The following is a 6,288-nucleotide window of genomic DNA, read 5'->3' as shown; positions in this document are numbered from 1 at the left end:
CAACTACTACAGGTCGTTCGGCTGGTTCCTATACAGTGACCATCACCGATGCCAACGGTTGCTCGATCCAAAAAAACTTTACCATCAACGCCCCGTCTGCCTTGACGGCCACCCAGTCTCAGACTGACGTAAGCTGCAACGGTGGTTCCAACGGTACGGCAAGCGTTGTTGCTTCTGGCGGTACTGGTTCATATACTTATTCATGGTCGCCTTCGGGAGGTACGGCTGCAACTGCCAGTGGTCTTTCATCAGGTAACTACACGGTAACCATCACCGATGCCAACGGATGCTCGATCCAAAAAAACTTTACAATAGGTAATGTACTTGATTGCAGTATTACTACTTCATGGGATGGAGATTCATGGAGCAACGGTGTCCCAAATTGCAACTCTTATACGGCTACAATAAATGGAAATTATGATTCAGCACTAAACGGAGTAATCACAGCTTGTTCGCTTACAGTAAACAGTGGAGATGTTACAGTAGCCAGTGGAGATAATTTTATCATCAAAGGTATGGTTTCAGTTTCTGGAGGCTCGCTTACATTTGAACAAAACTCAAATTTAATCCAAACTGATGAAGTGATCAATTCAGGAACAATTATCTATAAAAGAAATAGCTCCTCATTGTATGGTTTGGATTATACCATCTGGTCTTCCCCGGTAAACGGAAACCAAAAACTTAAGGAATTTTCTCCTTTGACCTTGGATCAGCATTTTTATGTCTACAACACATCGCTTAATGCCTACAGTAATTACTTGAGTGCTTCGGGAGTGTTTGGAGGGAATCCGAATGAAGAAGAATTTGTTACTGCCAAAGGTTATTTAATCCGTATGCCAGAAGGTTCAAGTACAAGTTCGCCCTCTGTATTTAATGGTACGTTTACAGGTACTCCAAATAATGGAACTACTTCTATTGCTTTAGAGACACAGAATGCAAGATTCAATGCAGTAGGGAATCCTTATCCTTCTCCAATAAATGTTCAGGATTTCATACTTTTCAACCAGTCAAATCTTGATGATGGTACCCTTTATTTCTGGAGAAAAAGAAATGGAAGTAGTGGTACTGCCTATGCTACTGTTACACTTGCAGCCTATGTAGCAAGCAATGCCTTGGATGGCGATACTTCTGCAGGTGCATTTAATGAAGGTGAGGAGGCAAACTGGGTGATCAACCCAGGACAGGGTTTTATAATCAAAGCTGCTCCAACAGCTGCAACTCTGGATTTTAACAACACTATGAGAAGAGCAGTGAACAACGGCCAATTCTTTAGAGCGGGTACGGAAAACAATGTCACATTAGAAACATTACCTACTTCCAAGCTTTGGCTCGATATCAAAAATGAGAATAACGAGTTTGGGCAGACAGCAATTGCATATACTTCTTTTACAACCCTTGGATTAGACTATGGTTATGATGGCAAGCTGATCAACGATGGTGCTACTGCTTTATATTCTATAGCTGAAGATACCAAACTTGTCATTCAGGCGAGGGAAAGTTTTAATGTAGAAGATGTAGTTCCTCTGGGATACAAAACGTCGACCGATGGAAACTATACTATCAACATAAGCCAGAAAACAGGTGTTTTTGATGAAGGACAAAACATCTATTTAAGAGATAATTTATTGGGTTTAATACATAACCTTAGTGACAGCGGTGCATACACATTTGCAACATCCGAAGGAACTTTCGAAAATAGATTTACAGTGGTTTACAGTAGCGCATTGGATACTCCTGCTTTTGAGAGAAATAACTTTATTATTTCAAAAAACAGGAATAATATCACCGTCAATAGTGGTAAGACTAAAATGAAGTCCATCAATATTTACGATATGCTCGGGAGGATAGTGTATTCAAAAGAGGGTATAAATGCTTCCTTAGCCATAATTGAAGACCTCAATGCAGAAGAACAAGTGCTAATAGTACAAGTAATTACAGAAGAAGGCAATACGATCAATAAAAAAATAATCCATTAAAAATTAAACGTTATGATTAATAAATATTTAAAAATATACTTATATGCAACGGTAATGTTAGGAGATTTCTTAATGTTTGCACAGGATCCAGGAACAGATGTTGAAGACGAATTCGGGAATACGGATGGATCAGTTGAAGGAGCACCTATAAATGGGAAGCTTATCTGGTTGGCCGTTGCTGGTATCCTCTTTAGTTTCTATTATTTCAAAGGCATGCGTAAGGTTGCAACAGACAAAATGCAGGAATAAGCCCTTTAAAAGGAATAGAATTGCTAATTTATAGGTAATGTTAGATAGTCATTACTTTCAAATAACCATAATGAGAGGATTGTCGGATTGATGATCCTCTCTGGGTTATTTTACTTACGAACATAGTTGCAAAATGGACTATGATAAGCGATATGCTTATTTGTTTTTAAAACTTGGCTTACAGGTTTTTCACTTCCTATGATGTAACGTTAAAGCCCCAAAACTTTGTGTCAATGCTGGCATAAATTATTTATCCGAGAAGCTGAAAACGGAATCATAGAGTAGGCAAAAAACTTAACCAATGTTAGTATGCAACCAGTAAACCCATTAACAATGTATGTGCCCATTTATCAAACTTCCGAGGCACAGGAAGCCGCAAAATATGCGTATGAAAATTTTAACAGTAAAGCAACTAAAGCGGCACTGGATAAGATGGCAATCGTCCATTATGCTCGTATCGCACTTGTACCGAATAGCAATGGAGAAGGTATTGCAGGAATACTGGTCATTACGGAATTTGATGGAAATATGAATTCCTATCTTGAAGCATTCTACAAGAATTCTGATACGATCAAAGCTGCATTTCTCGTTGTCATAGCATTGTGGGCGAACAAGCCGGCCAACTTTCCGACGAAGCCTGAAGACATCACATTTACGATCTTCTCCAACTTCATCAATGATCGTAATCTGAGCAAAGCTGCGGATCTTTATTATGCCTATCCACAATCGGTTAAGCAAATTGTGGCACAATTTTAATTGTAGTAATTATAGAATAACATTGTAGCAGGGTTTAATAACCCTGCTATTTTTATACATTAGATTATGAATACTAAACAACTTTCATCACCTATAAAACCCGATTTAAGCGATATCCAAGGTCTTATTATTAATGGATATACACATCCATGCTCGGTACACCTGCTGTTTAATTTCAGTAGCGATGCATCGGGTCTTAAATACATAAGAGGTTTTTTCAAGGAACTGCTTCCTTATCTCCAGAGTGCCGAGGACTGGGGAGCATTAAAGCCTGAAATGATGCTGAACATTGGTCTTACTGCTGGTGGTATTGCAATTTTAAAGCCTGAATTGGACGTTCAGAATTCGAGTTTTTCAACAACATTCAAGAAAGGTCCTTGGGATCCAAATAATGCACAGCAATCCTTGGGTGACTATGGCCCGGGTGATCCATCAGAATGGTGGAATAAAAAATTTAAAAATGAAGAGGTGCATTGTGTTGTGCATGCCTATGCAATGAACCCAGGAGCTCAGGACCGTATAGTAGGAATCATAACAACTGCAGCCGCCAATAGCAATGCAACAGTTAAAGAATTAAAACCTTTAATTTCTGAGACAGGCAGGTTAGAGCAATATTTACTGGTTCCATCTGATTTTATTCACTTCCGGTACAGAGATTCTATCGATGAGCCTGATTTAAATGATGATCCCGCAGGGGAAGATCAGCAAGATCTTAATAATTTTCTTATAGGATACAGCACTCTTCAGGATCCCATTCCGGGTCCGCTTTCTGGTCCTGAAGCCAAATTTGCAAAAAATGGATGCTATAATGCATTTCGTATATTGTATCAGGATACTGCTACATTTTATAAGTTCTTGGATGAGCAGGCTGCATTAATTGCACCGAAGCTTAAGCAAACAGAGGAATTCACAGTTGAGTGGCTCGCCGCCAAAATGTGTGGCCGATGGCGTAATGGATCTCCATTGGTTCTCTCTCCAGAAAAACCAGAGCAGGTCACTTCCAAAAGTACTGATTTTGGGTATTTAGCGAATGATATGAAAGGGGTTAAATGTCCTTTCTCCGCCCATACTAGGGTCGCTAACCCAAGAGATGAAGGAGTTGATGTTGCTGGATCAACCACTGTGCCTCGTCTTTTAAGACGCGGAATGGCCTATGGTGCTCCATATTCAGTAGATCCGAGTGCAGACCGTGGCTTGATAGGCCTATTTCTGTGTGGCGATTTGAACACCCAATTTGAAACCCTTTACGGTTGGATGAACATGAATAACTTCAGTGATGTGTTTAATCCTGCTAAAAAAACTCCTCAGGATCCATTGGTTGCCAACCGTATAGGTGCTGAACAGGGGAATATTGATATTGACTTCACAATACCGATGGAAGACGGTACAAGTATAGTTGTTGCTGGTCCATTACCGCAATTTATTGTTACCCGCGGAACTGCTTACTGCTTGTTACCTTCTATTTCCGCTCTTAAAGAAATAGCAATAGGAATTTAGAAAAAATTTGTAAAATAAAAAGAGGTAGGGCAGGTTGCTCTGATTTGTGGTCTTATGACTTTTCAACAATAAAACCCGATGCAATGAAATTGCTTTTCCATATTGGCCAAACCCTGTCTAGGTCTTTCCTTTTGAATTTAAAGGAAGCGATCAATTCATTCTGTGCTTCAGAAATGGATGCACCTGATTTGATGGAATTCAAAAAATGATACTGATCAGGACCTATACTGAATAATCCCAGCTTATAGTTTTGTCGGGAAATACCACAATGGCTCTGTTGCGGAAATGGAAGTTCGGGTAAAAGATTAGCATTGAAGTCAAGATAGAAATTGCATATTGGGAATTGATGCTCAAAAAGAAGCAGTTGTGGTGCTATCGTGAGTAAATGATCCGGGGTATGAATATTCGGGACATTGACATTTACCTCCTGAGCATCAAATGCTTCTGAAAGTGCATATTCAAAGGTGGCGAGCTCAATCATGAACTGAGGCCAATTCTCCTCTTCATACTCGTCTTGAGGCCTTGTCTTTTCAAGAAATGCAGCAAAGTTTTTCCCAAGGTTGTTTAGGGTGTAGCTGGTGGAAGGATGGCTGTCGAGATATTGATCCGCAAAATCCTGAAAAAGGGATTCGCCTAATGCATAAGCTAGGCATTTAAATTGTGATTGCATACAGGAGCGAAGCCTGGCAATATAGCTTTGCCTGTAGATAGACAGATGCTGGGAGGCACTAAGCCGTTTAGAATCCTTAATTATTTGATTTGTAGGAATGTCCAAATGAAATACAGGCACATGCTGTGTTAGCATGGCCTGCATCCAGTTTTGAATATGGTTTATAGATAAGGGGTCTTTAGTGGTCATTTATTGGAAATGGTTTTAATATCATTAACCAAAAAATCAACAGGATTGGATACGGTCAAATGGGTAGGATATTCACATGTTGCTGTAGATTCTGCATAGTGGAAGCCGTTCTTAAATTGCTTTGCTTTTAATAGTTCATTATGGTAGGTGTCAAAATCGGGGATATTGCCGTCCCATTCCAGCAAGGTGGCTACTCCGCCTGTTAGTTGCCATGCCAGCGAAAAGAGTTCCCAGACTTCATCTACCACTTTCCTGTCGTGCGTATCGATTATATAGTTGCCACAATGTTGATGGCCTGCAATGTGCATCTGTACGATTTGGTCGTGAGGTAGTTGCTTGATGTAATGTGCGGCATCAAAGTCATTGTTAAAGGAAGATACATAGACATTGTTTACATCCAGCAATAAACCACAGCCCGTTTCCTCTGCCATATGTCGAAGAAAATCCCATTCATCGATAGTCGATTGTTTAAAACTCAGATAGGTACTTGGGTTTTCTACAATAAGTGGCCGTTCAAGGTAGTCCTGAATTTGCTTTATGCGATCAATGATATGCTTTAATGACTCTTCGTTGAGTACCACTGGCAAAAGATCGTGTGTATTCAAAAGGTTTACACCGGTCCAGCATAAGTGGTCGCTTATCCATAGAGGGTTTATTTCTTTCGCTAATGCCTTGAGCTTGGTCAGGTAATCCCAATTTATAGGATCGGTGCTGCCAATGGAAAGCGATACTCCGTGCATTACCAATGGATATCGTTCTGCCAATATTCTTAAAATGTGGCGGGGTCTTCCCCCTGAATCCATAAAGTTTTCTGAGATGATTTCAAACCAATCTACCGCAGGATTATGCTCAAGGATATGATCAAAATGCACACTTCTTAACCCTAAACCCAGACCGGGATTAGGTATTGACTTTACCTTGGCACTAAAGGTTTTTGATACACTCTCCATA

6 protein-coding genes are annotated in these 6,288 nt (G+C 40.0%); 4 read left to right on the top strand and 2 right to left on the bottom strand.

Features of this window, described 5'->3' with window-relative positions; translation table 11 throughout:
- The 4 genes from J2X31_RS16745 to J2X31_RS16730 form a co-directional block, all read left to right on the top strand.
- Positions 1-1,976: RemA C-terminal-like gliding motility protein (locus tag J2X31_RS16745; protein ID WP_310028417.1), on the top strand; the 1,976-nt coding region annotated here is incomplete at its 5' end.
- A 12-nt stretch (positions 1,977-1,988) separates the two neighbouring features.
- Positions 1,989-2,225, top strand: coding sequence for an Fjoh_0651 family PID-CTERM protein (locus J2X31_RS16740; protein ID WP_510184081.1), 237 nt, complete (start codon positions 1,989-1,991; stop codon positions 2,223-2,225).
- A gap of 309 nt (positions 2,226-2,534) precedes the next feature.
- On the top strand, positions 2,535-2,981 hold the full coding sequence (locus J2X31_RS16735) for a hypothetical protein (protein WP_310028413.1): 447 nt from the start codon (positions 2,535-2,537) through the stop codon (positions 2,979-2,981).
- A 66-nt stretch (positions 2,982-3,047) separates the two neighbouring features.
- On the top strand, positions 3,048-4,478 hold the full coding sequence (locus J2X31_RS16730) for a Dyp-type peroxidase (RefSeq protein WP_310028411.1): 1,431 nt from the start codon (positions 3,048-3,050) through the stop codon (positions 4,476-4,478).
- A 52-nt stretch (positions 4,479-4,530) separates the two neighbouring features.
- Here J2X31_RS16730 and J2X31_RS16725 read toward each other — a convergent pair whose 3' ends face one another.
- Complete coding sequence (locus tag J2X31_RS16725; protein ID WP_310028408.1) at positions 4,531-5,337, bottom strand: HvfC/BufC family peptide modification chaperone; 807 nt, start codon at positions 5,335-5,337, stop codon at positions 4,531-4,533.
- Positions 5,334-6,287, bottom strand: coding sequence for an MNIO family bufferin maturase (gene bufB, locus J2X31_RS16720; RefSeq protein ID WP_310028405.1), 954 nt, complete (start codon positions 6,285-6,287; stop codon positions 5,334-5,336). The genes J2X31_RS16725 and bufB overlap by 4 nt, the downstream gene beginning before the upstream one ends.
- Position 6,288 lies beyond the last annotated feature (1 nt).

Origin of the sequence: Flavobacterium arsenatis (genome assembly GCF_031456785.1) — a bacterium.
GTDB classification, from domain to species: Bacteria; Bacteroidota; Bacteroidia; order Flavobacteriales; family Flavobacteriaceae; genus Flavobacterium; species Flavobacterium arsenatis.
Note: the sequence above shows the minus strand (reverse complement) of the source record. Positions and strands in the feature narration are given on the sequence as shown.

Excerpts from the sequence above, each read along its gene's own strand:
- J2X31_RS16740 (WP_510184081.1), top strand. The coding sequence starts at position 1,989 with ATGATTAATAAATATTTAAAAATATACTTATATGCAACGGTAATGTTA.
- J2X31_RS16735 (WP_310028413.1), top strand. The coding sequence starts at position 2,535 with ATGCAACCAGTAAACCCATTAACAATGTATGTGCCCATTTATCAAACT.
- J2X31_RS16730 (WP_310028411.1), top strand. The coding sequence starts at position 3,048 with ATGAATACTAAACAACTTTCATCACCTATAAAACCCGATTTAAGCGAT.
- J2X31_RS16725 (WP_310028408.1), bottom strand. The coding sequence starts at position 5,337 with ATGACCACTAAAGACCCCTTATCTATAAACCATATTCAAAACTGGATG.
- bufB (WP_310028405.1), bottom strand. The coding sequence starts at position 6,287 with ATGGAGAGTGTATCAAAAACCTTTAGTGCCAAGGTAAAGTCAATACCT.